General features: G+C 68.6%; 27 protein-coding genes. 10 read left to right on the plus strand and 17 right to left on the minus strand.

Annotated features, from left to right (window positions below):
• Positions 1 to 342 precede the first annotated feature (342 nt).
• Complete coding sequence (locus tag ACIQF0_RS31140; protein ID WP_360034677.1) at positions 343 to 1170, plus strand: extensin family protein; 828 nt, start codon at positions 343 to 345, stop codon at positions 1168 to 1170.
• Positions 1171 to 1254: 84 nt separating this feature from the next.
• Here the strand turns inward: ACIQF0_RS31140 and ACIQF0_RS31145 are convergent, their stop codons facing one another.
• The 6 genes from ACIQF0_RS31145 to ACIQF0_RS31170 all read right to left on the minus strand — a co-directional run bounded on the left by ACIQF0_RS31145 (position 1255) and on the right by ACIQF0_RS31170 (position 6105).
• The gene (locus ACIQF0_RS31145; protein ID WP_360034674.1) at positions 1255 to 1881 is read right to left on the minus strand and encodes a DUF4360 domain-containing protein; all 627 of its coding nucleotides are present in this window, start codon (positions 1879 to 1881) and stop codon (positions 1255 to 1257) included.
• A 278-nt stretch (positions 1882 to 2159) separates the two neighbouring features.
• Entirely contained in the window at positions 2160 to 2672 is a 513-nt protein-coding gene (locus tag ACIQF0_RS31150) for a histidine kinase (protein ID WP_093604046.1), read from the minus strand.
• A 201-nt stretch (positions 2673 to 2873) separates the two neighbouring features.
• On the minus strand, positions 2874 to 3488 hold the full coding sequence (locus ACIQF0_RS31155) for a DUF4360 domain-containing protein (RefSeq protein WP_401035273.1): 615 nt from the start codon (positions 3486 to 3488) through the stop codon (positions 2874 to 2876).
• Between the two features lie 422 nt (positions 3489 to 3910).
• The gene (locus ACIQF0_RS31160; RefSeq protein ID WP_401035276.1) at positions 3911 to 5191 is read right to left on the minus strand and encodes an ATP-binding protein; all 1281 of its coding nucleotides are present in this window, start codon (positions 5189 to 5191) and stop codon (positions 3911 to 3913) included.
• Complete coding sequence (locus ACIQF0_RS31165; protein WP_319981210.1) at positions 5188 to 5853, minus strand: response regulator transcription factor; 666 nt, start codon at positions 5851 to 5853, stop codon at positions 5188 to 5190. Before ACIQF0_RS31165 ends, ACIQF0_RS31160 begins: the two co-directional genes overlap by 4 nt.
• 6 nt (positions 5854 to 5859) lie before the next feature.
• Positions 5860 to 6105 carry a hypothetical protein gene (locus ACIQF0_RS31170; protein ID WP_360034665.1) on the minus strand — a complete coding sequence of 82 codons (246 nt, stop codon included), beginning with the start codon at positions 6103 to 6105 and terminating at the stop codon, positions 5860 to 5862.
• A gap of 145 nt (positions 6106 to 6250) precedes the next feature.
• On the opposite strand from ACIQF0_RS31170, the gene ACIQF0_RS31175 reads away from it, so the two are divergent.
• On the plus strand, positions 6251 to 6430 hold the full coding sequence (locus tag ACIQF0_RS31175; RefSeq protein WP_360034662.1) for a hypothetical protein: 180 nt from the start codon (positions 6251 to 6253) through the stop codon (positions 6428 to 6430).
• A 3-nt stretch (positions 6431 to 6433) separates the two neighbouring features.
• On the opposite strand, the gene ACIQF0_RS31180 is transcribed toward ACIQF0_RS31175, so the two are convergent.
• The 3 genes from ACIQF0_RS31180 to ACIQF0_RS31190 form a co-directional block, all read right to left on the minus strand.
• Complete coding sequence (locus ACIQF0_RS31180) at positions 6434 to 7639, minus strand: glycoside hydrolase family 88 protein (protein WP_401035279.1); 1206 nt, start codon at positions 7637 to 7639, stop codon at positions 6434 to 6436.
• A gap of 212 nt (positions 7640 to 7851) precedes the next feature.
• Complete coding sequence (locus ACIQF0_RS31185; protein WP_401035281.1) at positions 7852 to 8838, minus strand: GNAT family N-acetyltransferase; 987 nt, start codon at positions 8836 to 8838, stop codon at positions 7852 to 7854.
• Between the two features lie 4 nt (positions 8839 to 8842).
• Entirely contained in the window at positions 8843 to 9826 is a 984-nt protein-coding gene (locus tag ACIQF0_RS31190; RefSeq protein WP_401035283.1) for a hypothetical protein, read from the minus strand.
• A 109-nt stretch (positions 9827 to 9935) separates the two neighbouring features.
• On the opposite strand from ACIQF0_RS31190, the gene ACIQF0_RS31195 reads away from it, so the two are divergent.
• On the plus strand, positions 9936 to 10820 hold the full coding sequence (locus tag ACIQF0_RS31195) for a Ppx/GppA phosphatase family protein (RefSeq protein ID WP_401035285.1): 885 nt from the start codon (positions 9936 to 9938) through the stop codon (positions 10818 to 10820).
• Here the strand turns inward: ACIQF0_RS31195 and ACIQF0_RS31200 are convergent.
• Together ACIQF0_RS31200 and ACIQF0_RS31205 are read right to left on the minus strand one after the other, a co-directional pair.
• Positions 10817 to 11167, minus strand: a complete 351-nt coding sequence (locus ACIQF0_RS31200; RefSeq protein ID WP_360034647.1) for an STAS domain-containing protein — start codon at positions 11165 to 11167, stop codon at positions 10817 to 10819. The two genes, ACIQF0_RS31195 and ACIQF0_RS31200, sit on opposite strands and share 4 nt — an antisense overlap.
• A gap of 74 nt (positions 11168 to 11241) precedes the next feature.
• Positions 11242 to 11637 carry an ATP-binding protein gene (locus ACIQF0_RS31205; protein WP_360034644.1) on the minus strand — a complete coding sequence of 132 codons (396 nt, stop codon included), beginning with the start codon at positions 11635 to 11637 and terminating at the stop codon, positions 11242 to 11244.
• 116 nt (positions 11638 to 11753) lie between these two features.
• Between ACIQF0_RS31205 and ACIQF0_RS31210 the strand changes: the two genes are divergently transcribed.
• Positions 11754 to 12101, plus strand: coding sequence for an STAS domain-containing protein (locus ACIQF0_RS31210; protein WP_093604022.1), 348 nt, complete (start codon positions 11754 to 11756; stop codon positions 12099 to 12101).
• 144 nt (positions 12102 to 12245) lie between these two features.
• Here ACIQF0_RS31210 and ACIQF0_RS31215 read toward each other — a convergent pair whose 3' ends face one another.
• Positions 12246 to 16391 carry a HAMP domain-containing protein gene (locus ACIQF0_RS31215; protein WP_360034641.1) on the minus strand — a complete coding sequence of 1382 codons (4146 nt, stop codon included), beginning with the start codon at positions 16389 to 16391 and terminating at the stop codon, positions 12246 to 12248.
• A gap of 137 nt (positions 16392 to 16528) precedes the next feature.
• Here ACIQF0_RS31215 and ACIQF0_RS31220 point away from each other — a divergent pair, with 137 nt between their 5' ends.
• The 3 genes from ACIQF0_RS31220 (at position 16529) to ACIQF0_RS31230 (ending at position 20212) form a co-directional block, all read left to right on the plus strand.
• Entirely contained in the window at positions 16529 to 17914 is a 1386-nt protein-coding gene (locus ACIQF0_RS31220) for a PP2C family protein-serine/threonine phosphatase (RefSeq protein ID WP_401035290.1), read from the plus strand.
• 71 nt (positions 17915 to 17985) lie between these two features.
• Entirely contained in the window at positions 17986 to 19611 is a 1626-nt protein-coding gene (locus tag ACIQF0_RS31225) for a PHP domain-containing protein (RefSeq protein WP_401035292.1), read from the plus strand.
• A gap of 31 nt (positions 19612 to 19642) precedes the next feature.
• On the plus strand, positions 19643 to 20212 hold the full coding sequence (locus tag ACIQF0_RS31230) for a TMEM175 family protein (protein WP_401035919.1): 570 nt from the start codon (positions 19643 to 19645) through the stop codon (positions 20210 to 20212).
• On the opposite strand, the gene ACIQF0_RS31235 is transcribed toward ACIQF0_RS31230, so the two are convergent.
• Positions 20184 to 21023, minus strand: a complete 840-nt coding sequence (locus tag ACIQF0_RS31235) for a helix-turn-helix transcriptional regulator (RefSeq protein WP_401035922.1) — start codon at positions 21021 to 21023, stop codon at positions 20184 to 20186. The genes ACIQF0_RS31230 and ACIQF0_RS31235 overlap by 29 nt on opposite strands.
• 138 nt (positions 21024 to 21161) lie before the next feature.
• Here ACIQF0_RS31235 and ACIQF0_RS31240 point away from each other — a divergent pair, with 138 nt between their 5' ends.
• Positions 21162 to 22106: an SDR family oxidoreductase gene (locus ACIQF0_RS31240; protein WP_401035294.1), complete on the plus strand. Its 945-nt coding sequence runs from the start codon at positions 21162 to 21164 to the stop codon at positions 22104 to 22106.
• Here ACIQF0_RS31240 and ACIQF0_RS31245 read toward each other — a convergent pair.
• Positions 22072 to 22680 carry an alpha-ketoglutarate-dependent dioxygenase AlkB gene (locus ACIQF0_RS31245; protein WP_401035297.1) on the minus strand — a complete coding sequence of 203 codons (609 nt, stop codon included), beginning with the start codon at positions 22678 to 22680 and terminating at the stop codon, positions 22072 to 22074. The two genes, ACIQF0_RS31240 and ACIQF0_RS31245, sit on opposite strands and share 35 nt — an antisense overlap.
• 67 nt (positions 22681 to 22747) lie before the next feature.
• On the opposite strand from ACIQF0_RS31245, the gene ACIQF0_RS31250 reads away from it, so the two are divergent.
• Positions 22748 to 22888, plus strand: coding sequence for a hypothetical protein (locus ACIQF0_RS31250; protein WP_401035300.1), 141 nt, complete (start codon positions 22748 to 22750; stop codon positions 22886 to 22888).
• A gap of 98 nt (positions 22889 to 22986) precedes the next feature.
• Here ACIQF0_RS31250 and ACIQF0_RS31255 read toward each other — a convergent pair whose 3' ends face one another.
• Positions 22987 to 23526, minus strand: a complete 540-nt coding sequence (locus tag ACIQF0_RS31255) for a TetR/AcrR family transcriptional regulator (protein WP_401035302.1) — start codon at positions 23524 to 23526, stop codon at positions 22987 to 22989.
• A gap of 49 nt (positions 23527 to 23575) precedes the next feature.
• Between ACIQF0_RS31255 and ACIQF0_RS31260 the strand changes: the two genes are divergently transcribed.
• Positions 23576 to 25174, plus strand: coding sequence for an AMP-dependent synthetase/ligase (locus ACIQF0_RS31260; protein ID WP_401035304.1), 1599 nt, complete (start codon positions 23576 to 23578; stop codon positions 25172 to 25174).
• A 1-nt stretch (position 25175) separates the two neighbouring features.
• Here the strand turns inward: ACIQF0_RS31260 and ACIQF0_RS31265 are convergent, their stop codons facing one another.
• Both ACIQF0_RS31265 and ACIQF0_RS31270 read right to left on the minus strand, forming a co-directional pair.
• A complete protein-coding gene (locus ACIQF0_RS31265) occupies positions 25176 to 25721 on the minus strand; it encodes an EF-hand domain-containing protein (protein WP_401035306.1) in 546 nt (181 codons plus the stop codon).
• Positions 25722 to 25883: 162 nt separating this feature from the next.
• Positions 25884 to 26675 (minus strand): DUF2382 domain-containing protein, encoded by a 792-nt coding sequence (locus tag ACIQF0_RS31270; protein ID WP_401035308.1) that lies wholly within the window; start codon positions 26673 to 26675, stop codon positions 25884 to 25886.
• Positions 26676 to 26726: the final 51 nt, after the last annotated feature.

The raw sequence follows: 26726 nt of genomic DNA on the forward strand, positions 1-26726 counted from the left end.
CAGGCCCCCGCCGGGGGCGGCGGGGGGCGGCCCTGTCGCCACCCCGGGCGCCCACAAACCACCGGGGCCGGGGGGGGGGGCCCGCTACACGCTCCCGGGCCCGGGGGCGCCCCCGCCGCCCCGGGCCCCACGACCACGCGGCTGACGGGTGCGCGAGCGCAGCACCGCCGAGACCGCGGACAGCCCTCCGCGCGGTGCGGAGCAGCCGGTAAAGGTATCGGAAAAACGCAGGTCAGGCGCGATTCCGCCATTCGGACGTGATCCCTAGACTCCGTCGGGCCGGTGGGTGAGACAGGCTCTTCCTCCTGCCGCCCCCGGCTTGGACGCAGAGGGAGTACTGGGGTGTTCGAGAACAACGTCACCAGGCGCGGCTTCGTCACGGGCGCGGCGGCGGTCGCCGGTCTCGCCGGCCTGTCCACCATCGCACCGGGCCTGGCCAGCGCCGCCCCCGAGACTAAGGACCAGCACACCGACGCCGAGATCAAGGCCGCCGAGGTCGGCGCCCTGGCGATGATGACGTTCCAGAAGATCGACGGCACTCCCGTCTACTACTGGCGTTCCAACCGCGGCAACACGACCGCGCGCAACTGGCAGGCCACCGACGCGTTCTACAACGCGCTCGTCGCCTGGGTCCGGGACCTGCGCTCGCTCTCGTCGAGCTACGGCTCGATCAGCTACATCGTCTCGGCGGGTTTCTACGTCGACAAGCCCGGCCAGCACGGCGCCGGCACCGCCATGGACCTCGACCACGTGCGGTGGTCCAACGGCAACGTCACCTCGCCGCTCGACCAGCACCACGCCTCGGGCACCGCGGCATTGCGCAAGCGTTACCTCGCAACGGAGGCCGTGTGCCGCCGCCGGTTCCGCTACGTGCTCGACGGCTGGTACAACGCCGACCACCGCGACCACATCCACTCCGACTTCGGTGGCATGCCGGTCCGGGTGCTCAAGGACTCCGAGGCCGACACCAAGTTCGTCCAGGGCACCTGCAACAACTTCCGCGCCTCCGGCCTCGCGATCGACGGCATCTGGGGCCCGAACACGCAGAGCGCGTTCAACGGCCTCAAGTCCGCCCTCGGCGTGACGGGCGACCCGCACACCAGCACGTCGGTGTGGCAGGGAATGCTCTCGAAGATCGCGACCAAGGGTTTCGCGAACCAGAACATCTGATCAGGGGAAGCAGCAAGGCCGGAGCCCATGCCTCCTGGGCTCCGGCCTTGCTGTGCGAGGGCGCCGTGTACCTGCCTTACCGGACTATCTGGGGCAGGTCTTCCAGGCGAAGTGGTAGATGGTCTCGATCGAGCCGTCCGTCGAGTCCATCGCCATGAAGCTGGTCTTCTTCGGGTCCGACGTGCCCTTGTCCACCCGCAGCTCGGTGTTGATGTTGAAGTTCCGCTTGGCACCGCACGGGTGGTAGATGATCGACGCGACGTCGGTCTTGTGCGTGACCTGCCAGTCGTCGCTCAGCGCGCCGTTCCAGGTCTTCGTGCGCTGGTCGGTGTCCGACATTCCCTGGAAGTAGTAGCTCGCTTTCTGCGTGCCCTTCGCGCCCCTTTCCAGGTGGGCGAAACCGCGGTAGTCGGCCTGGGCGATGCCGAACGTGAATCCGCCGGGAACGTTGACCTTGAGGTTCAGCTGGCAGTTCTTCCGGAAATCGGTCGGCCGCGACTCCGGCCCTACCTGCGCCATGTAGTCGCTGTAGGTGACCGTGAACGCCTTGTTGTCCGGGGAGACCGCCACGGCGGCCGTGCCGGCACGACAGCCGGAGCCGTTGACCGTGACGACGTCGATGGTGATCTGGCCCGTCGGGGGCGGGTCCGCGGCCGGGGGAATGACGATGGTGGACAGAGCCAGGCCGGCTGCGGCCAGCATGCTAATCATGGGACACCTTTCCGAATGTGCAGGACAGTTCGGGCGGCGTGGTACGAGACCGTATCGGAAAGGTTGTTGACGAACCGTCCGCCAACCAGAGCAACATTGCCGTGGGAACGTGTCCATGAATACTTCTTCGGACTCGTCGGTTAATTGCCATCCAGGTTTCGGGAACGCTGTTCAGGAACCCGAACACCAATTCGTGAAGCGTTTACAGGACGAACCTGACGAAAAAGCAACAAGGGCGCGTCCACTGTCGGACGCGCCCTTGCGGGTGAAGTCTGGGGTCAGCGCTGCTGGCCGTTGCCCATCGAGCCGCCGAGACCGAACAGGATGCGCTGGATGAGCTCGGGATCGACGTCCGGCTCGTCGCCCAGCGCCTCGGCCGCGGGGGAGCGGCGCTTCTCGCGCCGGGGCAGCGGCACCGCGTTGGCGTTCACGCCGGTCGGCAGCTGCATCTCGCACCAGATCAGCTTGATGCCGCCGCCGAGCTGCAGCTCGCCGGTGCGCAGGTCAGGCGAAGTGGGCGGCATGATGAACCTGGCTGCCTCCAGCTCGACGACGAGGTAGTCGCCACTCAGTCGCAGGCGCAGCGTGATGAGCCGCGAGGTCTTGGGGTCTGCTGATTCGACGGCTGCCTCGACCAGCGCGCAAGCGACGGCCGAGCACTCCGCGGTCATGTTCCGAAGGCGCCATTCACCCAGGGTGAAGCGCACGAACAGATCCGCGCAGTTCACCGCGGTGGGCAGCGCGATGAGTGTCAGGTCGTCGACCTGGGCGGTCTGGGCGTTCGCCTGCATGCTGCCTCCGTTTCGCGTGCGGCGCGCGAGTCCGCGACAGTCACCCGAATGGCCGTCACGGTGAGCGGGAATCTACATGGGTATACGCGGGAAGCAATGGTCCGGTTGACTCACCCGTCAAAAGTCACGTGTGGGTCACGAAGAGAGGGCCCGATGCTCACTGTGAGTATAGCGTCAGGCCCTCTCCGTGATCATTTCGGGTCAGCATCGCTTCCAGGCGAACTGATACCGGGTGTTGACGCTGCCGTCCGTCGAGTCCATCGACACGAACGACGGTTGGTTCGAAGCGTTCGTGAATGCTCGTACCTCGGTGTTCACGTTCAGGTGCCGCACCGCCCCGCACGGCGCGAAGACGATCTCCGCGACGTCGGTGGAGTCGGTGAACTGCCAGTTGTCGCTCGTCGGTGCCGCGATGTTGTGCGTGCTCGTGACCGTGGCCGACTGGCCGGCGAAGTAGTAGCTGGCGCGTTGCATGCCGCGCGCCCCTCTGGGTAAGTGCGCGAACCCGCGGTAGTCGGCCTTCGCGATCCCGAAGGTGAAGCCCTGCGGGTAGTGCACGCGCAGGTTCAGCTGGCAGTTCTTGCGGAACTGCGTCGGTGTCGATCCGGAACCGGCCTGGGCGGTGTAGTCGCTGTACGTCACCGTGAATGACGTGTTGTCGTCCGAAACCGCTACCGCGGCCGTTCCGGCGGGGCAGCCGGAACCGTTCACCGTGACGACGTCGACCGTGATTTTGCCGGGTGGAACGTCAGCCTGCGCCTCGGGGGTAGCGAGGAGGGAGAGTGCCAAACCCGTAGCAGCCATCGCACTGAGCATGAGTGGCCTTTCAATTTCGAACGGGGATGGCGGCGTGCGGATCACGTTATCTTAAATTGACTTAAGTCGTGGACGACCGACCGGGCGAACTTAAATATATTTAAAACGGATTAATCGTCTGAACGGTGGATTGGCGACGATCAGCGGTCGGCTAACTTCATGTCAGATCGCAAAAGAGATCACCCCAGCCCCACTGAATGCACCGGACCCCACACCTGGCGCCGAGAGCCCCGGCTGATCCACCTCGTTTCACCGGTGTGGGAAGGCAAGCGCGCACTGCTCATCGGGTTCCTCCCTCCTGCTCGGGACTCGGTGGTGCGGCAGCGGTGCCGCGCGGCCGGCCGGTGCCCGCCGGCGGCGTCGGATCCGTCCCACGGTCCGCGCCGCCGGCGGTGTTCGTCTTTCGGCCCCCGACAAGGGCCCTAGAGCCTCCGGAGCCTCAATTGCACGCGAGCCCCACCCAGCGGCCCGCGGTCGACGTGGAGAGAGCCACCCGTGCTTTCCGCGGCGCGGCGGGCGATGTCGAGCCCCAGCCCCGTGGAACCGCCGCCGCTGGCACCGCGCCGCACCGCCCGTTCGGTGTCCGCGATGCCGGGGCCGGCGTCCTCGACCACCAGCGCCACCAGATCGGCCTGGTGCACCAGAGTCACGGCGAACCGAGTGCCCTCCGGCGTGTAGCGGAAGACGTTGCCCAGCAGCGCGTCCAGTGCGGCCGCGAGATCGGCGCGGGTGAGCGGCACTGGCGCGGGCTTGTCGGCGCCGCGGACCGTCCAGGGTCGTTCCTGGTCGTCGGCGAGCGCGGACCAGAACACCAGCCGGTCGCGCACCACGCCGGCCGCGTCGGTGCCGGAGTTGTCGGGCTGCAGGCCGGAGCGGGCCGCCTTGATGATCTCGTCGACCTCCCTCTCGAGGCCCTGGACGGCTTCGCGGACCCGGTCCGCCCCTTGACCACTCCCGAGGGTGTCCGCGTCCAGGAGAAGGGCCGTGAGAGGTGTTCTGAGGCGGTGCGAGAGGTCGGCGACCACCTCGCGTTCGGCGGCGAGCAGGTGCCGGACGCGTTCGGCCATGGCGTTGAAGGCCTTGCCGACCTCCTTGATCTCGGGCGGTCCCTTCACCGGGACGCGGACCGTGAGGTCGCCCTGGCCCATCCCGCGCGCGGCCTCGGCCAACGCCCGTGTCGCTTTGACGGCCCGTGCGCCCAGCCGATCGGCGACGAGCACCGACCCGGCGACCAGGCCGACCGCGACCCCCGCCAGCACCCACCACGTGCCGATGACGCCGTGGGTGAGTTGCTCGTGCGGCACGAACGCCTCGACGATCGCGAGCCCGCTCTCGCTGGTGGCCAGCGGTTGCAGGTATGCCACGCCATCAGGCCGTTCGACCGTGGAGGCCGTCGCGAGCTTCTGGGCCTCCTGCAGGTCCGCCGCCGTGATGTGCGAGTACCCGTAGGTGCCGGCCGGGGAGCTCAGGTGCACGGCCAGGCGCTGCTGACCGCCGTACCGGGTGCTCCTGATCGCCTGGCGGATCTCCTGCGGCTTGCGGGTGATCAGCAACGCCGGTGTCAGCGCGTTGGCCTGCCTCTCGGCCTCGCTCAGCGCACGGGTGTACGCGGCGTTCTTCACGACGATCGCGAGCGGGATGAGGAACGCCAGCGCCACCATGCTGGTCGCCGCGAGAGCGACCAGCACCAGTGACCGCCTCACTGCGGAGCGACCATGCGCACGCCGACTCCTCGCACCGTGTGCAGATAACGGGGCTGCGCGGCCCGCTCACCGAGCTTGCGGCGCAACCAGGACAGATGGACGTCGAGCGTCTGGTCGTCGCGGTTGGACGGCCACAGGCTCGCCAGGATCTCCGCTCGCGGCACCACCTCCCCCTGCCGTGCCGCGAGGTAGGAGAGCAGCTCGAACTCCTTGTGCGTCAAGGAGAGTTCCTGGCCGTCCACAGTGGCCCTGCGGAGGTTCACGTCGATCTCCAGGCCGCCGATGACGAGCTGCTTGCTGTCGCGGGCACGGCGCAGCACCGCCTGCAGGCGGGCTTCGAGGTGCTCGCTGGAGAAGGGTTTGACGAGGTAGTCGTCCGCGCCCGCGTTGAGCAGCCGGATGATCTCGGCCTCGTCGTCGCGGGCGGTCGCGATGACCACCGGGGTGTTCGTGACGCCTCGGATCATCCGCAGCGCGTCACCGCCGTCGAGGTCGGGGAGCCCGAGGTCGAGCACCACGACGTCGTAGGAGTTGGCGGTGACTTCGCGCAGGGCCTCGATCGCGAGCGCGACACCGTGCACGATGTGGCCCTGGCCGGTGAGGGCGCGCGTGATCGCCGCCCGCACCACCGGGTCGTCCTCGACGAGCAGTACTGATGCCATGAGCCGCTACAGGAGGATTGTCGCAGTGAGACGGTCGGTCGGATACCTGGTCGCCTGGGCGTTGGTGACCACGGTCGCCATCGGCCTGTCCTGGTTCGGCATCCGGTGGGCGATGGAACCCGCCCCGGTCGCCGCCGTCGAGGTCACGACCGGGTCGGCCGTCCTGCCGATGCCGACCGTCACCTCGATCAGCGTCCCGGCGCCCGAACCGGGCCCCTCCGTCGGTACGCCGCCTGCCACGCCGTCGTCCACCAGGCCTCCTGAGATCACTACGTCTGTTCCGGCTCCTCCCAGTAGTACGGATGCGCGTCCCTCCTCGGCTCAACTTCCGCAGGGGGAATGGCAGTCGGACGGCTCCTACGTCCACGCGTTCCACCTGCAGGGCGGGGACGTGGTCGTGCGCTACCGGCCGCAGGGGGTGCAGGCGCTGTCGGCCACCCCCGCGGACGGCTACTCGGTGTCGGTGGAACAGCCGGGCGGGCCGCTGGTGGTGAACTTCCGCAACGCCGCCGGCCGGTTGTCCAGGCTGGAAGCCACCTGGAGCAACGGGCCGACGGCGAAGGTGATCGAGCAGTAGGACCTAGAGACCGATGGCCTTGGCGATCTGCGTGGGCTTGAGCACCCGCAGGATCGCCTCGTACAGGTAGTAGTCGCCGTACGGCAGCGAGATCTCCACGCCGTCCTCGGACGGGCGGTTGCGGGTGCCGCGCGCCAGGATCGCCTCAGCGCGGGTCGACTTCGTGGTGAGACACGTGCCGACCAGGCCGTCGAGGATCTTCAGCGCCCGGTCGCGGTAGCGGTCGGTGCCGGTGGCCTTGGCCAGGTCGAGCAGGCCGCACGCCATGATCGCGCCCGCCGACGAGTCCTTGATGTCGTTGACTCCCAACGGCGTGCGGTAGTCCCACACCGGCACGCTGTCCGGCGTGAGCACCGACAACGCGTAGTCGGACAGCTTGCGCGCGGTGTCGCGGAACTCGCGCAGGCCCGTGCGCCGGTACATCGTCGTGAAGCCGTAGATGCCCCACGCCTGGCCGCGCGCCCAGCACGACGTCGGGCTGTAGCCCTGCACCGTGTTCGGGCCGATCGCCGCACCGGTGTCCGGGTTGAAGTCGAACACGTGCGGGGTCGAGCCGTCCGGGCGGACGAAGTGCGTCTGGGTGGTCCTGGCGTGGGCGATCGCGATGTCGAGGAACTTGCGGTCGCCGGTCTGCTCGGTGGCGAACGCGAGCAGGTCCAGGTTCATCATCGTGTCGATGATGACGCGGCCCGCGTTGCCGGGCGTGCCCAGCGCGCCCCACGCGCGGATGTACTTGCCGACCGGGTTCCAGCGCTGGATCAGCGTGTTCGCCGCGTCGATCGCGCCGTCCCGCCACTTCGTGTCGCCGGTGAGCCGGTAGGCGGTGACCCAGGACGGGTAGAAGAGGAACCCCAGGTCGTGGTCGCGCGGCTGGAGCCGGCGGGGTGCCAGCCGGTCGTTGGCGGCCTCGGCGAGAGCGCGGAACTGCGCGTCGCCGCTGTCGAGGTGCGCGAGCCACAGGGTGCCCGGCCAGAAGCCGCCGATCCAGCCACCGTCGGCGACGTAGGTCCACTTCTCGGCCCTGGTGATCTCCGGGAACGAGGTGATGCCCGGTGCGACCGCCTTCAGCTTGCTGTTGCCGTAGTCGAGGGCCGCACGGAGCTTGGCGGGCGAAGCCGCGGCTTCTCCCGCGCCGATGGCGACTCCTGCTCCAGTGAGCAGGGGAGTGGCCGCTGCGGACGCCAGAAGGGTGCGTCGAGACAGATTCACGAGACCGTCCAGTCCCTTTCATTGTCTTGCGCCCGGCGCCACAATGCCAGATCCGATCAACGCGTGTAAAGGTGCGTTAAAAATTGATTCCCTTGCCTTGTCCTGGGGCGCTGAACAGCGTAAAGGCGCGCGCCTGAGTTGATCAGATATATGAACTTCCTGCACTCCGACGTTGTAAAACGAATTGTTCACACTGGTGAACAATTCGCCGTTCAGATGCGGTGGAGAACGGCGTCCAGATGGCACGGGCTCAGGCCGTGCCGCCGCTTGAAGGCGGCGTTGCCGCGCCCGCCCTCGAGCGTGGACTTGCCGAGGCGGATGGCGAGCCTGACCGACTCCGCGAACAGCACGCCGTACGGGCTGTAGTTGCCGTCCACGGCGTAGTCGACGCCGCACGTCCAGGTGTGGAAGCGGGTGGCGTCGGTGAGGCAGACACCGGCCGCGACGAGCTTGCCGTGCTGCCGCACCTCGATCACGTGCGCGAGGTCGCCGAGCGCCGTCACGAACCTGGCGAAGGCCTCGCCGGGGTAGTAGCCGTTGTTCTCGAAGCGGCTGGCGGTCTTGACGCACAACAGGGTGATCTCGTCGAGCGAGGCCTGGTCGACGGGCAGGGCCTCGATCGTCACGCCGGCCTCTGCCGATCTTCGGTCGTTGCGCCGCACGTTCGCTCTGGCGCGCGGGCTCAGGCTCGCGAGGTAGTGCTCGTAGGTGGTGAGGCCGGCGGCCCACCTGTCGGTGAGGTGACGCGCGGGCAGGCCGGCCGCTCGCAGCGCCTGCGACAAGGCGTTGCCGCGCTGGACGTTCAGGAACCCGCACCAGCGCGCACCGAAGATCGACGCCGTGCGGACCATGGCGTCCAGCAGTCTCGGCAGCACCTGCGCGGTGGCGGGCACGTGCGCGTCGTAGCAGTGCCAGGTGTGACTGAGCAGCGCCGGCTGGCCGACCGCGTCCGGATAGGCCTCGTGCAGGCGGCGCAACGGATTCGCGGCCGTCTGGAGGTAGGCGGGCATGACCGCGACCGGCTTGTCGCCCTCGCGCACCACGAAGTACGCGAAGGCGTCGACCGTCGTCAGCGGCGACTGCTCGTAGGCGCTGACGTAAGCATGTCGGTAGAAGACCGGCGCACCCGCGTCGCGGACCACCGCGTCCCAATCGGCAGAATCGATTTCCCTTATGGTGTTGGAGAATTCGACGTGCACACGGTCACTGTACGGCTTGCCAGACCGCGAAGGGGACGTCGATCTCGTCGCGGCTCAGGCCGCCGTTCTCGTAGCGGACGGACGGATCCGGGAGCGGGAACCTCGGCGACGCGGCCACCGCGACGACCGGGCCCGCCTCCGGCTGGGGCAGACCGAGATCGGTGGCGTGGTGCACGGTCGCCGTGTCGCCCAGAGTCGTTGCCACCCGGTCGAAAACTGCCTCCAGGCGGTCCGGCTTCGGGTATAGCCACCGCGTGCGTCCCGCGCCGCCGGAGGGGATCACGCACTCCTCGCGCACGATCGCGTCCCAGGCCTCGACGAGTTCCGAGTCGGGGTCGACGGCGACCATGCCGTGGTCCGAATGCGCGACGACGGTCCAACCCTGTGCGGCCCAACGGGAAGCGTGTGCGTCCAGACGCAGCATCGCCTCGTGCACCGACTCGTCGTAACCGTGGCGCCGCACGTGATCGCCGATGTTGACGTAGGTCCAGAGGAACCTGGCGTCCTTGAGCGCCTTGTCGAGATCGGCGACGACGTTCGCGACCAGCAGCGGCGGGTCCTCGGCCTGCGCGGTGAGTTTGTGCAGGGCGGGCGCGGGTATCCGGGTGCACCCCCGCAACAGTGCCTGCGCCCAGGTTCCTTCGAGCAGGTCGAGCTCGCGGGCCAGCACGGTCGCGCCGTGCCGTTCCAGCACCGTCGTCAGGTTCGGGATCGCCGGCATGCCGTTGATGGCGTGCACGAGGCCGGAACCGTTGCGGTACACCGTTCCCGGCACCCGGTGGACGTCGGCGGGGACGCCCGTCAACGCGGTCAGCAACGCCGTCGCGGACGTCGACGGCACCGTCGAGGACAGCGTGGAGACGGAGGCGGACAGCCACGACTGTTTGGCCACGTCCGAGGAGAGACCGTGCACCGCCAGCACGATTACGCCGGAACGAGCCTTGCCGAGGGCGTGTTCGAGCCGGGAAGGTATCTCCGCCAGTGACATTCCGTGACTGTAACGCATCTCATCAGGGCAAGATTGCGCGTTCGGGTGCTGAGTTCCGCACAATGGCTGCCGATGAGGTAAAGAACACTTGGTGGAAGGAAGGTGGCGGATGTCGGTCGGAGTTCTGGACGTCGGGTGCTTCAGCGCACACCTGGTGGTCGTGGAACGAGACCTGATGCGTCCGCTGGTGTCCCACAAGGTCCGGCTGCGGCTAGACCGGGAACTGGACTCCGCCGGGGCCATCAGCCGCGAGGGCGTCGACTCGCTCTGCGCCGCCGTCCTGGCCGCCCGCAAGAAGGCGGGCGACGTTCCGTTCCTGCCCTTCGCCACCTCGTCCGTGCGCGACAGCTCGAACTCCGCCGAGGTCATCCGCAAGGTCGCCAGACGCACCGGTGTGGATCTGAAAGTGTTGTCCGGCAAGGAAGAAGCACGTCTCTCGTACGCCGCGGCCCGGCACTGGTTCGGCTGGAGCGCGGGCCCCATGGTCGTGCTGGACGTCGGCGGCGGCACCGTCGAACTGGCCGCCGGCTCCGGGACGGAACCCGAGCGCGCGGTGTCCTTGCCTTTGGGGGCAAGGACTTTGACCCGCACCGGCCTGACCGTCACGGACATGCGCGCCGAGGTGGCCGAGCGGCTCGCGTCCGCGTTCCCCTGGGGTGAGAGCGCTCGCGCGGTCGGGTGCTCGAAGGTGTTCGAACAGCTGGCCCGCCTCGCCGGCGCCCGCAACGGCACCTACGCGCCGCGTCAGTTGCGGCTCAAGGACCTGGAGAAGTGGATTCCGCGCCTGGCGAAGCTCTCGGTGCGCGAACGCGCGGCTCTGCCGGGGATTTCCCGCCACCGGGCCCAGCAGTCGCTGGCGGGCGCGGTGGTCGCGGAGGGGTTGATGAAGGTGTCCGGCCACGACGTCGTGGACATCTCGCCGTGGTCCACCAAGGAAGGTCTGTTGCTCTCGCTGGTGGAGCGCTCTCGCGCGCGGAACTCGTCCGCCGCCTAGAAGCTCTTCAGCGCGGTGACGGCGTCGTTGACATCGTTGAACAGCAACAACAACTGGTCGACGGCCGTCATCTCCAACGGACGCAACACGATCCTGGTGTCGCTGACGACGCCGAACCTGATGCCGAGCTCGTCGGCCTGGTGCTGGGTCTCCACGAGCGCGCGAATCCCCTCGGATCCGAAGAAGCGCACTTCCCGCAGGTCCACGACCAGTGCGGGCGGCTTGCGGTCGAGCAACTCGGCGAGCCTGCTGGTCACCGGGGCCGACGACATCATGTCGATCTCACCCGTGAGCGAGACGATCGGGATGGATTGGACGTAGGTAGTTCTCTGTCGAAGCTGGTTCATAAGGACTCCCGTCCGCACCGACCGTACGCGTCATCGCCGGACTGTCACAACCTGAACGGGCTTTCACCAGGTCTTCAGGCCTCCAGCTGAGCCCAGACCACCTTGCCGCCACGCTGCGGCGTCGTGCCCCACCGGACACTCAGCGCCTGCACGAGCTGCATGCCCCGCCCGCGTGCGCTGCTGGGGTCCACGGGTCTGAGCTGAGGCAGCTTCGACGACTCGTCGTGCACCTCGACGAGCATGCCGCCCGCCTTCCGGCTGACCGTCAGTGTGATCGGTCCCTCACCGTGGTCGATGCCGTTGGACACGAGCTCCGTCACGACGAGCTGCGCGTCGTCGGTGAGGTCCTCGGACAACTCCCACGAGGCAGCGGCCTCGCGCACCACCTGACGTGCGCGAGCGCACGAACCGCCCTCGGCGGTCAGGATCACCCGCACCTCTGCCAGTGGGTCGTTCAACACAAGGCGCATCGTCGCACATCCGACGCGCCGTTCGGATCTTTCAGCCCCCCGGTGGTCGCATGGTCGGGGCTCGTGCTGCACGATTTGGGTCGCACGAGTCGGGCGTGGCGGAAGGAACGGCGACGATGGAGCTCAACGTCGGCAGCGAGGTCCAGCGGGGATGGCGTGTGCTCGCCGTCGCCGGGGAGCTGGACATCGACACCGTGCCTTTGCTGTCCGCACGGCTTGATTCGGATGTCACCGGGGTTCATGCGGTGCTGGACCTGTCCGAGTTGGCGTTCATGGATTCGACCGGGCTGGCTTTGGTGCTGGACTGGCATCGGCGGTTGGCCGAGGGTGGTGGGCAGCTGCGGGTCGCTGCTGCTCAGGGGCCTGTTCGGCGGTTGTTCGAGCTTGCCGACGTGGCTGAGGTGCTGAGTTTGCACGAGTCGGTGGACGTGGCTGTTCAGGAAGCTGTGGATTCGGCTCGCTGAAATGCCGGGTCGTTCATTCTCGAAAAGCGGAGGAAGAACAGCCCGGGTCATCCGCGCGCGTCGCGTTCCGCATTCGAGAGCAAACCTGGTCGCCGGGCCTGGAGCGTGTCATCGGCACAGCTCAGGCCCGGTGCGACTCGTCTGTCAGGCCTCTCCGGACACGCCCAGGTAATAGGCGATGAGCCGGATGAGGTGTTCGGTGTCCACTGGCTTGGTCACATAGTCGGTGGCGCCTGAGGCGAGGGACTTTTCGCGGTCGCCCTTCATCGCCTTCGCGGTGACTGCGATTACCGGGAGGTCGGCGTAGCGTTCCATTGCGCGGATGGCCGATATCGTCGCGTTGCCGTCCAGCTCCGGCATCATGATGTCCATCAGGACGATGGCCACGTCGTCGTACTGCTCCAAAGCCCGTACGCCCGTGATGCCGTTGTCGGCGTAGATGGCCTCTAGGCCGTGTAGTTCCAGCACGCTCGTGAGGGCGAAGACGTTGCGCAGGTCGTCGTCCACCACGAGGACCTTCTCGCCGTGGAAGCGCATTGCGCCCGAGGCGGCCAGCACCGGGGCGGGCATGACGATCGGGGTCGGTTCGGGCAGGACGAAGCTGTCCGAGATGACCTTGCCCAGGGGGAGGCAGAGCGTGAACGTCGAGCCGATGCCCGGCTCGGAGCGGACTCGCAGGGCGCCGTTCAGGAGCTGAGCCAGTTCGCGGCTGATGGACAGGCCCAGGCCCGTGCCGCCGTACTTGCGGGACGTGGTGCCGTCTGCCTGCTGGAAGGCTTCGAAGATCACGGCGAGCTTTTCCGCCGGGATGCCGATGCCGGTGTCGTGCACGTCGAACGCCACGGTGGACGGGTCGTCCATGCGCACGTGCAGGCGGATGCCGCCGTCGTGGGTGAACTTCACGGCGTTGGACAGCAGGTTGCGCAGGATCTGCTGGAGCCTGTGTTCGTCGGTGTGCAGGGTTTCCGGCACGTTCGGGTCCACGCGGACGGAGAACTCGAGGTTCTTCTCGGCCGTCAGGGGGAGGCAGAGGGTCTCCACGTAGCGGACCAGTTCGTCCAGGCGGACCGGGTCCTCGTGCAGCTGCATGTGGCCCGCCTCGACCTTGGTGAGGTCGAGGATGTCGTTGATGAGCTGCAGCAGGTCGGAGCCGGACGAGTGGATCGTGCGGGCGAACTCGACCTGCTTGGCGTTGAGGTTGCCGTCGAGGTTGTCAGCGAGCAGCTTCGCCAGGATCAGCAGGGAGTTGAGAGGCGTCCGGAGCTCGTGGGACATGTTCGCCATGAACTCGGACTTGTACTTCGAGGCGGTCTGGAGCTGGCGGGCCCTGTCCTCGAGTTCCTCGGAACCGGCGCGCAGTTCGGTGGTGAGGCGCTGGGACTCGACCAGCAGGGCGTCGGTGCGGGAGTTGGCGAGCAGCGTGTTCACGTTGACGCCGATCGCCTCCTTGAGCTGGTCCAGGAGGTCGAGGTGGACGTCGGAGAACTCGTTCAGGGACGCCAGCTCGATCACGCCGAGGGTCTCGCCCTGGAACAGGATCGGCAGGATCACCAGGTTGACCGGGGCCGACTCGCCCAGCGCTGAGGAGACGGTCAGGTAGCCGCCGGGGACCTGGGTGACCAGGATCGTCTTCTTCTCCAGCGCCGACTGGCCGACGAGGGACTCGCCCATGGCCACGTGGGTCGTGCGGGCGGAGTCCAGCCGGAAGCCGTAGGAGGCGGTGAGCTCCAGCATCTGCTTGGAGTCGTCCTCCTCGATCTGGAAGAACGCGCCGTGGTGGGCGCTGACCAGCGGCGTCAGCTCGCTCATGATCAACGACGCCAGCGCACGCAGGTCGCGGTGGCCCTGCATGAGGCCGGACAGGCGGGCGAGGTTGGTCTTGAGCCAGTACTGCTCGCGGTTGGCGCGGGTGGTCTCTTTCAGGTTCGCGATCATCTGGTTGACGTTGTCCTTGAGCTCCGCGAGCTCACCGGACGCGTCGACGGTGATCTGCCTGGTCAAGTCGCCCGCGGTCACGGCGGTGGCGACGGCCGCGATCGCGCGGACCTGGGTCGTGAGGTTCGACGCGAGCTGGTTCACGTTGTCGGTCAGCTTCGACCACGTGCCGGCGACGCCGTCGACCTCGGCCTGACCGCCGAGCTTGCCCTCCGTGCCGACCTCACGGGCGACACGGGTGACCTCGTCGGCGAACGAGCTGAGCTGGTCGACCATCGTGTTGATGGTGGTCTTGAGCTCCAGGATCTCGCCGCGCGCCGAGACGTCGATCTTCTTCGTCAGGTCGCCCTGCGCGACGGCGGTGGTGACCTGGGCGATGTTGCGGACCTGGTTGGTCAGGTTGTCCGCCATGAAGTTCACCGAGTCGGTGAGGTCCTTCCACGTGCCGGCGACGCCGGACACGCGCGCCTGGCCGCCCAGGATGCCCTCCGTGCCGACCTCACGGGCGACACGGGTGACCTCGTCACCGAACGCGCGCAGCGTGTCGACCATGCCGTTCAGGGTCTCGGCCAGGGCCGCGACCTCGCCCTTCGCCTCGACGGTGATCTTCTTCGAGAGGTCGCCGGTCGCGACGGCGGTGGCGACGGCGGCGATGTTGCGGACCTGGTTGGTGAGGTTGTCCGCCATCAGGTTGACGTTGTCGGTCAGGTCCTTCCACGTGCCGGCGACGCCCTGCACGCGGGCCTGACCGCCCAGCCGTCCGTCTGTGCCGACCTCACGCGCGACACGCGTGACCTCCTCGGCGAACGACGAGAGCTGGTCGACCATCACGTTCAGCGTCGACTTCAGTTCGAGGATCTCGCCCCGCGCGTCGACGGTGATCTTCTGCGACAGGTCGCCGTTCGCGACGGCGGTGGCGACGTGCGCGATGTTGCGGACCTGGTTGGTCAGGTTGTTGGCCATGAAGTTGACGTTGTCGGTGAGGTCGCGCCACGTGCCCGCGACGCCCGGCACCGTCGCCTGACCGCCCAGCCGGCCCTCGGTGCCGACCTCGCGGGCCACGCGCGTGGCCTCGTCGGCGAACGAGCTGAGCTGGTCGACCATCGTGTTGATGGTGGTCTTGAGCTCCAGGATCTCGCCGCGGGCGTCGATCGTGATCTTCTGCGTCAGGTCGCCGCGCGCGATGGCGGTGGTGACCGAGGCGATGTTGCGGACCTGGGTCGTCAGGTTGTTCGCCATGACGTTCACCGACTCGGTGAGGTCGCGCCAGGTGCCCGCGACGCCCGGCACCTGCGCCTGACCGCCGAGGCGGCCGTCCGAACCGACCTCACGCGCGACACGCGTGACCTCGTCGCCGAAGCTCGACAACTGGTCGACCATCGTGTTGATCGTGGTCTTGAGCTCCAGGATCTCGCCGCGCGCGTCGACGGTGATCTTCTGGGTCAGGTCGCCGAGCGCCACAGCGGTCGTGACCTGGGCGATGTTGCGGACCTGAGTGGTCAGGTTGTCCGCCATGAAGTTCACGTTGTCGGTGAGGTCGCGCCAGGTGCCGGCGACACCGGGCACCTTCGCCTGACCACCGAGCTTGCCGTCCGTGCCGACCTCACGGGCCACACGGGTGACCTCGTCCGCGAACGACGACAGCTGGTCGACCATCGTGTTCAGCGTGTTCTTCAGCTCCAGCATCTCGCCGGAGACGTCCACGGTGATCTTCTGCGTCAGGTCGCCGTTCGCCACCGCCGTCGCGACCTGGGCGATGTTGCGGACCTGGTTGGTCAGGTTGTTCGCCATCGAGTTCACGTTGTCGGTCAGGTCGCGCCAGGTGCCGGCCACGCCGGGCACCTTCGCCTGACCGCCCAGGCGGCCGTCCGTGCCGACCTCACGGGCGACACGGGTGACCTCGTCGGCGAACGACGACAGCTGGTCGACCAGGCCGTTCACCGTCGACCCGAGCGTGGCGAACTCACCGCGCAGCGTCTGGTCCGACATGCGCTTGGTCAGGTCGCCCTCGGCGACGGCGGCGAGCACGCGGCTCAGCTCGCTCGTCGGCCGCATCAGGTCCTCGACCAGGCCGTTCACCGAGTCCGCGATCAGCGACCAGCCACCGGCCGTGCCCGCGGGCGCCACCCGTTCGGTGAGCCTGCCCTCCTGGCCCACCGCCTGGCGGACCCGGCCCAGCTCACCGGCGAGCCACTGGTTGCGCTCCGCGATCTCGTTGAACACGTCCGCGAGGGCCGACACGGGCCCGTTCCCCGGCACGACGAGCCTGCGGCGGAAGTTGCCGTCCCGCAGATCTCTCATGGCGGAGAGAACCCGATCGAGGGTCGCGTCCGTCTCTTCGTTGGCCGTGGTCACTCCAAGCCTCCGTGCCTCGGTGGTCGCAGCCAAGCCTGCCACGTTAGGTTGGGAGCGAGGTAACTTGATGCCGCGATGCACGCCAACTACCCGCAGGAGGCCGTGATGATTCGGCCGGCTGCGCTGGGCGACTGCCGATGAGCAGCGCCGTGGGGATCGATCTCGAAGGCTGGCAGCGGCTCGTGGACGGGCTGCGCGAGGCCGTCTTCGTCGTGGACCCGGCCGGAGTCGTGCGGGTGCGCAACGCCGCGGCCGCCGACCGGTTCCCGAGGCTCGGGCTCGGCGGGCACTTCGACGTGCACGTCGCAGGCCGCCAGCACGACCTCGGCGAGGGCTGGAGTGCCTGGTACTTCACGGACTCCACGCTCGACCACGCCCATCTGCGGCTCGCTGGCGGCACGTCGCGGGAACTGACCCTGAGGACGATCGTGCAGCTCGCGGCGGAGTTGCTGGGCGAGCACTGCGTCGCCGTGGTGCCCGCCACCCGTGATCGGCTCGAGTGGTGGCGTTGCGGAGGCGGCGAACCGACGGTCGTGCGCACGCCGCGCAGGGCGTCGGAGATCTCCGAGGTGCTGACCGGTACGGCGGCGCTGACCAGGATCACCTCTTTGGGTGAAGGCAGCTGGGGCGTGCCGGAGGACTTCGGCTGCGCGCTGGCCGTGCCGCTGGGTGTCGGCGGCGCGCTGGTCGTGGCGCGCAAGGGCGACTTCGCACCGAACGACGTCGAACGCGTCCGGCTGTTCGGCAAGCACGCGGCGGTGGCGCTGGAGTCGTCGTCGAAGCTGACCGAGCAGCAGCGGACGATCGACGTGCTGCGCTCGGCGTTGCTGCCGTTGCCGCTGCCCGAGGTGCGCGGTGTGACGATGGCCTCGGTGTTCATCCCCGCCCACCAGCGGGCGATGGTCGGCGGCGACTTCTACGACGTGCACCCGCGCACGGACGGCTCGGCGACGTTCGCGCTGGGCGACGTCTGCGGCCACGGCCTGGAAGCCGCGGTCCACAGTGGACGTGTCCGGCAGTCCCTGCAGGCGCTGTCCCTGGTCGAGACGAACCCGGTGCGGCTGCTGCACCTGCTGAACACCTCGTTGCGCGCCACCGGTTCGAAGCTCTTCACCACGATCGTCGTCGGCGAACTGGTGCCGCTGGCCAGCGGGGGAGCGCGGCTGTCGCTCGCGTCCGGAGGCCATCCCGCGCCGATGATCCTGCGGGCGGACGGCAGCGTGCACGAGGTGAGCGCGACCGGTGCGATCGTCGGCATCCTGTCGGACGTCCGGTTCTCCGGCGAGCAGGTCACGCTGGCGCCGGGGGACACGCTGGTGCTGTACTCCGACGGGTTCACCGAGGCGCGTGCGCACACCGATCGCACGGAGTTGTTCGGCGAGCAGCGGCTGCGGGCGGTGCTGAAGGAGTGCAAGGGCCTGTCGGCGGAGGAGATCGCACGCCACTGCGAGCAGGTCGTGCTCAAGTGGCTCGACCGCGACGACCACGACGACCTGGCGTTGCTGGCTGTCCAGGCCGTGTGAGTGAAATTCCCGGTACAAGCGTTCATCATCCGTTCGTTTGCCACGCAAGCTTGACCGGTTGAGATCTGCGCATGTCCCACTCTCACGATCACTCGCACGGTGATCACACGCACCACGAGGTCGAGCCCGTTGAGGGCAGCTGGCTCGACCCCGCGGACGACCGGCCGTCGTCGGTCGAACGCCGCAAGTTCCTGGCGGGCCTGGGCATCGCGGCCGGTGCCGTGGGAGCCGTGGCCGCCGGCACGGGCAAGGCCGAGGCACATGTCCCGGTCAACCCGTGGGGCGGCGGTGAGCGCTGGTACTCGGGTGATCACCACATCCACACCCAGTACTCCGACGACGGCCAGTACACGATCGCGCAGCAGGTCGGGAAGGCGCACGAGTTCGGCCTCGACTGGGTCGTGATCACCGACCACGGTGGCGTCGCGCACCAGAAGTTCTCGATCGACCAGATCACGCCGGACATCGAGCGCGTCCGCCGTTCGCAGCGCGACGTGCTGGTCTACCAGGGCCTCGAGTGGAACATCCCCGGCGCGGAGCACGCCACCGTGTTCATGCCGCCCGGCAAGAACACCGTCGACATCCTGAAGGCGTTCGAGCTGTCCTACGACGGCCGCATCGCGAACAACACCGAGTCGCTCGCCCTGGCCGCGCTGCGGTACCTGGAGGCGCAGGTCCTCTCCGGACGGACCGAGATCGCGCTGATGTTCGCGAACCACCCGTCGCGGCGTGGTGTGGACAGCCCGCACGAGATTCGCGGCTGGCGTGACGCGGCACCCGGCGTCGCGGTGGGCATGGAGGGCGCGCCCGGTCACCAGGCCGCCGGCCTGCCGAAGTCCGCCGGCGGCCCCGGCCGTGCGCGCGGCTACTACGACACGGCCGCCCCGCTGCCGGAGTCGTTCCCCGGCTATCCGCCGGAGTCGTACCGCACGCACGGCGGTTTCGACTGGATGACCGCCACGGTCGGCGGCCTGTGGGACTCGCTGCTCGCCGAGGGACGCCCGTGGTGGATCACCGCGAACTCGGACGTGCACCAGGTCTTCAACGACACCCTCACGCCGGGCAAGCAGGACTACGCCACGACCGGCTCGAAGGGCGCGCCGGTCGACTCGGGCGTCAAGCAGACCGGCTACGGCGACTTCTTCCCCGGCCAGTACGGCGCGAACGTCGTCGGCGCGCGGTCGAAGTCCTATGTGGACATCATGCGCGGCCTGCAGTCGGGCAAGGTGCTGACCGTGCACGGCCGCCTGATCGACGGCCTGGAGCTGCGCGTGCGGTCGCGCGACGACCTGCGTGGCGTGACGCTGGGCGGGCGGACGTTCGTGCGCCGCGGCGGTGACGTCGAGATCACGATCGAGATCGACCGCGCCGACGGCCCGAACTTCTCCGGCACCAAGCCCGTGCTGGCCAAGGTCGACCTGATCTCGGGACCGGTGACCGGTCCGTCGGTGGACCGCGACCTGTTCGTCGCGCCGGAGACGACGGTCGCGAAGACGTTCGAGGTGCCGCGCGCGGGAAAGATCCGGTTCACGCACACCTTCAAGAACGTCGAGCGGTCGTTCTACCTGCGGTTGCGGGGAAGCGACGGCAAGCGGCTCACCTCGTCCGGTGACCCGGTGGTCGACGAGCTCGCGAACTCGGACCCGTGGGCCGATCTCTGGTTCTACGCCAACCCGGTGTTCGTGGACGTGATCTGAGTCCTTTCCGGACTACGGTGGTCGGGTGTCCATGAAGCGCGAACCCGACCGCCTGGTCCTCTTCACCGACGCGGTGGTCGCCATCGCGATCACGCTGCTGGTGCTGCCGTTGGTGGAGATCACCTCGGAACCGGGCTCCGAGCCCGCGAGCGAGCTGGTCGCCCACCACTGGCCGCAGATCTTCAGCTTCCTGCTGAGCTTCGCGGTGATCGCGCACCTGTGGTTCACCCACCACCGGCTGTTCGAGAACGTGAAGCAGTACAACGGCACGCTGGTGACGCTGAACATGGCCTGGCTGCTGACGATCGTGATCCTGCCGTTCCCGACCGAGCTCGCCGGCCGGCCGGGCCAGGACCACTTCACGCAGTTCTTCTACATCGGCACGATCACCGTCAGCAGCGTGTTGCTGACGGCGATCACGCTGCTGGTGCACGCCAACCCGGAGCTGGCCGTGGAGGCGCGCGGGCTCTCGCGGCCGGTGGTGCTGCGGGCCGTCGCCCCGACCGTCGTGCTGGTGATCGCCCTCGTGCTGTCGCCGTTCATCAGCTACTGGGGTCTGCTGCTGTTGCTGGTCAGCCCGGTGGTGCAGCGGATCCGATGACCGACAGCAGTTGCAGCTTCTCGTAGCTCTCGGTGCCGGGCGTGGCGGTGTAGACCAGCAGGAAGTGGTTCTGGTCGGGGTCGAGCAACGTCTGGCACTGCAGTTCCAGCGCGCCGACGCTCGGGTGGACGTACCGCTTGAACTCCTTGGGGCGCAGGCCGATCTCCTGGGCGTCCCAGACGGTCCGGAACTCCTCGCTGCGGGCGAGCAGGAGATCGGTGTAGTGCGCGGCGCGGGAGCCGGGGCCGTGCCGGGTGAGGGCCTCGCGCAGGCCCGAGGCGAACATCCGGCCGAGGAACTCGTGGTCGGCGGGGTCGTACAGCGCGCGGGCCGCCGGGTCGGTGAACCAGCGGTAGCCGAGGCTCCTCGCCGGACCGGTGTGCCGGGTCGAGTCGCCGGTCAGCGCCATGCCGAGCGGGGTCTGGCGCAGCGTCTCGCCGAGCTCGGTGACGATCTCGGCCGGGGTGTCCTGCAGGCGGTCGAAGATGCGCGCGAGGCCGGGGCTGATGTGCTCGCTGAGCGAGCCGCGGTTCGGCGGGCTGTGGCCGGCGAGCCGGAACAGGTGGTCGCGCTCGTCCAGTGACAGGTGCAGGCCCTGGGCGATCGCCGCGATCATCTGCTCGGAGGGGTGCGTCCCGCGTTCCTGTTCGAGGCGCGCGTAGTAGTCGGTCGACATGTTGCACCGGGCGGCGACCTCCTCGCGGCGCAGCCCGCTGGTCCTGCGCCGCGGTCCGCGCGGGAGTCCGATGTCCTCCGGCTGCAACGCCTCCCTGCGGCGCCGCAGGAACGCCGCCAGGCCGGTTCGGTCGATCGCCACGTCGGCTCCTCTCGTCTCCCTGATTTCTAACCTGCGCGCGCTGCCGTAGCCACGGAGCGAGAGGTCCTGGATGCGGGCATCCTGGTCCGGCCACTGTGGAGGACAACACCACCACGAGCAGGGGAGTGCGCGATGAGCAGGAAGTTCGACGTCGAGATCCCGGACCTGACCGGTAAGCGGGCCGTCGTCACCGGCGCCAGCGACGGGGTCGGGCTCGGCATCGCGGGACGGCTCGCGGCCGCCGGGGCCGAGGTCGTCCTGCCCGTCCGCAACCAGCGCAAGGGCGAGGCGGCGATCGCCACGATCCGGCGGCAGACGCCTCAGGCGAACGTGTCGTTGCGCTCGCTCGACCTGTCGTCGCTGCGTTCGGTCACCACGTTGGGGGACACGTTGCTGGAGGAGGACGAACCCGTCCACATCCTCGTCAACAACGCGGGCGTCATGACCCCGCCGGAGCGGCAGACGACCGCGGACGGCTTCGAGCTGCAGTTCGGCACCAACCACCTGGGCCACTTCGCCCTGGTCGCCCATCTGCTGCCGTTGCTGAAGGCCGGTCGGGCGCGGGTGACCTCGCAGATCAGCATCGCCGCCAACCAGAACGCCATCAACTGGGACGACCTGAACTGGGAGCGTTCGTACAGCGGCGGCAAGGCCTACAGCCAGTCGAAGATCGCCTTCGGCCTGTTCGGACTCGAACTCGCCCGGCGCAGCGAGGCGGGCGGCTGGGGCATCACGAGCAACCTCGCCCATCCCGGCGTGGCTCCGACGAACCTGCTCGCCGCCCGTCCCGAGGTCGGCCGCTCCAGCGACACGGCGGGCGTGCGCGTGATCCGGGTCCTGTCCTCGGTGGGCGTCCTCGGCACCGTCGAATCCGCCCAGCTCCCGGCGCTGCTCGCCGCGACGGCACCCGATGCCGGGGTGTTCTACGGCCCGAGCCGCTTCGGTCACCTCAGCGGGCCGCCCGCCGAGCAGGCCCTCTACAGCCGTCTGCGCGGCACGGACGAGGCCCAGCGGGTGTGGCGGGTGTCCGAGGAACTGGTCGCTAGCGGACTCCGTGCGGGCGGAACTGGACGCTGATCCGCGGCCCGACGACCTTCGAGGTCTTCGGGATGGCGTGCTCCCAGGTGCGCTGGCACGAGCCGCCCATCACGAGCAGATCGCCGTGCCCCAGCGCGTACCTGTGCGTCTCGCCGCCTCCGCGCGGCCGCAGCAGCAGGGCCCGCGGGGTGCCCACGGAGAGGATCGCGACCATCGTGTCCTCGGTCTGGCCGCGGCCGATCGTGTCGCCGTGCCAGGCCACGCTGTCCCGGCCGTCGCGGTAGTAGCACAGCCCCGCGGTCGTGAACGGCTCGTTCAGTTCGGGCAGGTAGTGCTTCGAGAGCGCCTCGCGTGCCGTGGTGAGAACGTCGAACGGCAAGGTGCCGCTGTAGAAGCAGAGCAGGCGCGGCACGTCGACCACGGCGTCGTACATCTGACGGCGTTCGGCACGCCACGGCACCTCGTCGACCAACTGGTCGAACAACGCGTCGGCGCCCGCGAGCCAGCCCGGCTGCACGTCGATCCACGCACCGTGGTCCAGTTCGGTGCGGCGCGGGGCGAGCGGGGCCAGTTCCGGCTCCGCCTCCAGGTCGAAGAGTGATCCCTGGCGCATGGACCGCAGCATAATCGAACAGGTGTTCTATGGCCAACGAAGGTCGTTAGTAGCTGATAATGGCGGCATGACTGGGGATGACGACGAGGCAGTGCAGGTGGAGCGAACCACCAACATCATCAGCGGGACGGTGTTCGGCACCGTCGTGCAGCTGGGAAGCGTGAACGGCAACGTCGTCTTCCCGGAACCGAAGTCCTCCGCCGACTAGGGCCTGTATCGAAGTCTGATCCGCGATAGCCGGGCCCGAGGCACCACCAGGAACCACCTCAAGCGCAGCTCTCATCGAACCAGACTTCGATACAGGCCCTAGGGCTTCAGCACGGCCCACACGGCGTCCGCGACGATCTCGCGGGCCTCGGCCAGGTCGAACACCCCGAGCAGGAACCGGCGCACCGACTCGTGTGCCGGTCCCATCACCACGGGCTCCAACGCCCACGGCGGGACCGTGCGCAGGTCGCCGGACGCCATCCGGTCCAGAAACCAGGCCAGCACCGGCGCGAACTCCGCCATCTTGGCCGCCGGGTCGGCGTGGTCCGGTGCTGCGTAGAGGAAGCGCGCCCGGCTGGGGTTCGCCATGACCCAGTCGAGGTAGCTCAGGGTCAGTGCGCGCACGCTTTCCTCGGCCGACCCGGCCTGCAGCGCGGGCAGCATGGCGGCGACGCACCGGGCGTAGCTGTCGGCGTAGAGCTGCGCGAACACGCCCGCGCGGCTGCCGAAGTGGTGGTAGATGCTGCCGTTGGACATGCCCGAGCGCTCGGTCAGCGCCGCGATCGTGACGGCGTCGAGGCCGCCTTCCTCGACGAGCCTGAGCGCCGCGTCGAGGAGAGACTGTCGTCGGTCGGACATGAGGGTTAGAGTACCGCTCTGGAGCGACGCTCCAGAGAAGGGGAGAGCAATGGCGCTGTCGATTCCCGGCCTGCTGCGCGACCGGGTCGCCCGCACGCCCGACGCCGAGGCGATGCGGTACCGCGACCACGGTGGCTGGGTCTCGCTGACGTGGTCCGAACTGCAGGAACGGGTCGCCGCGGAGGCGTTCGGGCTGGCGGAGAAGGGCCTGCGCAAGGGCGACCGCGTGGCGTTGATGGGGCGCACGAGCATCGAGTGGATCGTCACCGATCTCGCCGTGCTCGCCGCTGGTGGCGCCACCACCACGATCTACCCGAACAGCACGGCCGCGGAGGTCGCGCACATCATCGGCGACTCCGGCAGCCGGATCGTGGTCGTGGAGACCGACGAGCACGCCGCGTCGATGCCGGACGGTGTCGAGGTGCTGCGGTTCGGCGCGGTTCCGCAAGGCTCTGGTGACTACGACGCGTTGATCGACGGGCTCGCGCAGGACGACCTGGCGACGTTGATCTACACCTCGGGCACGACCGGTACGCCCAAGGGCGTCGAGCTCACCCACGAGAACTGGCTGACGACCGCGGAAGCCGTTGCGTCCCTGGGCATTCTGCAGCCGACCGACCTGCACTTCCTGTGGCTGCCGCTCTCGCACGCGTTCGGCAAGGTGCTGACGATGGCGATGATCGCCGCGGGCGTGCCGACCGCCGTCGACGGCAGCGTCGAACGGATCGTCGACAATCTCGGCGAGCTGCGGCCGTCCATCGTGGCCGCCGCGCCGCGCATCTTCGAGAAGATCCACGGCCGGATCGTCGCGGGCGCGCGGGAGAAGGGCGGCGTCACCGAGAAGATCTTTCGGTGGGCCGACCGCGAGCACGGTCCCGCGACGCGCTGGCTCGCGGATCGCCTGGTGTACCGCAAGCTGCGCGACCGCGTGGGCGGCCGGATCCGCTACTTCGTGTCGGGCTCGGCGCCGCTCGCGCCGGAGATCGCGGAGTTCTTCGAACGCGCCGGCATCACGATCCTGGAGGGCTACGGGCTCACCGAGTCGTCCGCCGCGACGTTCTTCAACCGGCCGGGCATGATCGCGATCGGCACCGTCGGGCCGCCGATCCCCGGCATGGAGGTCAAGATCGCCGACGACGGCGAGGTGCTGCTGCGCGGCCCCGGCGTCATGCGCGGCTACCACAACCGGCCGGACGCGACCGCCGAGTCGCTGGTCGACGGCTGGCTGCACACCGGCGACATCGGCGAACTCGACGACGCGGGCCGGTTGAAGATCACCGACCGCAAGAAGGAACTGATCAAGACCTCCGGCGGCAAGTACGTGGCGCCGACCAGGATCGAGAGCATGATCAACGCCGCGTCGCCGTACATCAGCAACGTGATCGTGCACGGCGACCGGCGCAAGTACTGCGTGGCGCTCGTGACGCTCGACCCGGACACCGCGGCGGGCCTCACCGACGCGGAGTCCGAAGTGGACAACGCCATCAAGACCGTGAACGCGCAGCTCGCGCGGCACGAGACGATCAAGCGGTTCGCCGTGCTGGAGCACGACTTCAGCGTCGAGGACGGGTTGTTGACCGCGTCGCTGAAGCCGCGCCGCCGGGAGATCGAGAAGCGCTACTCCGACGTTCTCGACAGCCTGTACTGAATCAGACCAGCGGGCCGTAGAGGTTGTTGCCCGCGGCCTGCGGGTCGGTGCTGGTGAAGTACTCCCGCGTCGCGACCGAGATCTCGGCGCGGGTGAGGTACCCGCTCGCGTCGGTGTCGAGCAGGCGGAACGACTCCTCGGCGGCGGTCAGCGGAGTGCCGTAGCCGCCCTGCAGGCGCAGCCAGTCGTTCATGCTGAGCTTGCCGTCGCCGTCCTCGTCGCCGATGACGAGCAGCGCGTCGATGGCCGGCTGGAAGATCGTGTCGTAGCTGTCGCCCTCGGCCACGACCGCCATGCCCGCGACGAACTCGCCGCGGGAGACGCGGCCGTCACCGTCGGTGTCGAGCGACCCGGCCAGCGAGGTCCACACCTGCTGGAACCCGTCCGCCACCGACTTCGCGCGCTCGGAGGCCGGGTCGTAGCCGCACGCGGCGGTGACCTCCTGGCCGCGCTGCACGAAGTCCTCGTGCTCGATGTACCCGTTGCCGTTGGCGTCGAAGTGGTTGAAGAAGTTGTCCCACTTGCGGTCCAGCAGTGCCTGCGTCATTTTTCCCTCTGATGTCAACAAACTGGTGATCATCTTCGAGGTCGGCAGGCCGGGCGGGATCCTTGTGGTCATCGACCGCTTCGGGTGAATGTTTCGGTGTCGCCTGGAATTGCCGCGAACCGCCCACCGGCGGAAGTGGTGGGCGGTTCGCTGGGACGTTCGTTACCGGCGGCCGCGCGGTTCGTCGTCGCGCTCGACCTCGACGCGTTCCTTGCGGACCTCGCCCTTGACGTCCTTCTGCTCGGTGATGGCGTCCTTCTCCAGCCGGACGCGTTCCACGGCCTCGGTGCGCTTCTGCACCACCGGTTCCTCGCGGTGCAAGGTGATCTCCGCCTGTTCGTCGGCGAACGCCTTGCCGCTGCTGCCTTCCGCGGGCTCGCGGACGACCCGGACCTCCTCGTGCGTGACCGGCACGGTGATGTTGCGCTGCTCGGTGACCGTGTGCTTGACCAGCCGCACCCGGCCCGTCTCGACACTGCGCGTGCCGACGTCGAGCTTCTCCTCCGAGAGCGTGACCTCGGCCGCGTCACCCCGTGCGGTGCCGCGCTGCCCGGCCGCCTGCTGCCCGCGCTGTCCGGCGGCCTGCCTGCCGTTGCCGCCCTTGCCGTCCAGCCGGTCGTGCTCGCCGGTCTTGGCCTGCGGGATCATCCCGTAGTGCCGGTAGAGCGCCTCCTGCTCCTGGTCCGACATGTGGTCGCCGTCGGTGTGCATGCTCGGCGACTCCTTCACCTGCTCCTTGGTGACCGGAACGGTGATCGCGCCGCCCGCCACCTGTCCCTGCTGGATCGGGACGAAGCTCTCCTTCATGCCGAACAGTCCGGTGTGGACCTCGGCCCACATCGGCTTCCCGGTGCCGTCCTCGAGCCACACCCGCTTGACCGAACCGATCTTCTCGCCCCGGTTGTCGATCACGTCGCAGTCGTACAGAGCCTCAACGTGCGTCTGATCGATCATCGTGTCGTCCCTCCGCGTTGGCCGTTGCCTGTGAACGCGAGGTACCCGCCG

It is taken from the genome of Lentzea sp. NPDC092896, from assembly GCF_044754905.1.
Taxonomy (GTDB): domain Bacteria; phylum Actinomycetota; class Actinomycetes; order Mycobacteriales; family Pseudonocardiaceae; genus Lentzea.